Raw genomic sequence first — 292 nt, 5'->3', positions numbered from 1 at the left:
CGGCACCAATGTAGGAGCAACCCATGTTCATGGGGGTGTCTCCCCTGGTGGTTCTATGACAGGAGATCCAAAATGAACAGTGGAATGGACCGTATGACAGGAAAACCTTTATCCGGTATTGATCATTTGCGCCAATCAATTCTTGATATTTTAACAACACGCATTGGCACGCGGGTGATGCGGCGTGATTATGGTTCACGTGTTGGAGAACTCATTGATGCACCAGCCAATAATGCCTTTGCCGTTGCCCTTTATGCCGCCGTTGCCGAGGCTTTAGACAAATGGGAACCAC

At 49.0% G+C, this 292-nt stretch carries 1 protein-coding gene; it reads left to right on the top strand.

All coding sequences use genetic code 11. The features are described 5' to 3' along the window. Nucleotides 1-72: 72 nt before the first annotated feature. The coding region (locus BN202_RS09140) for a GPW/gp25 family protein (RefSeq protein WP_019220339.1) at nt 73-292 on the top strand (220 nt) is incomplete at its 3' end.

Source organism: Bartonella florencae (assembly GCF_000312525.1).
Classification (GTDB): Bacteria; Pseudomonadota; Alphaproteobacteria; order Rhizobiales; family Rhizobiaceae; genus Bartonella; species Bartonella florencae.
The sequence above is the reverse complement of the archived record's forward strand: the minus strand, read 5'-3'. Positions and strand labels throughout refer to the sequence as shown.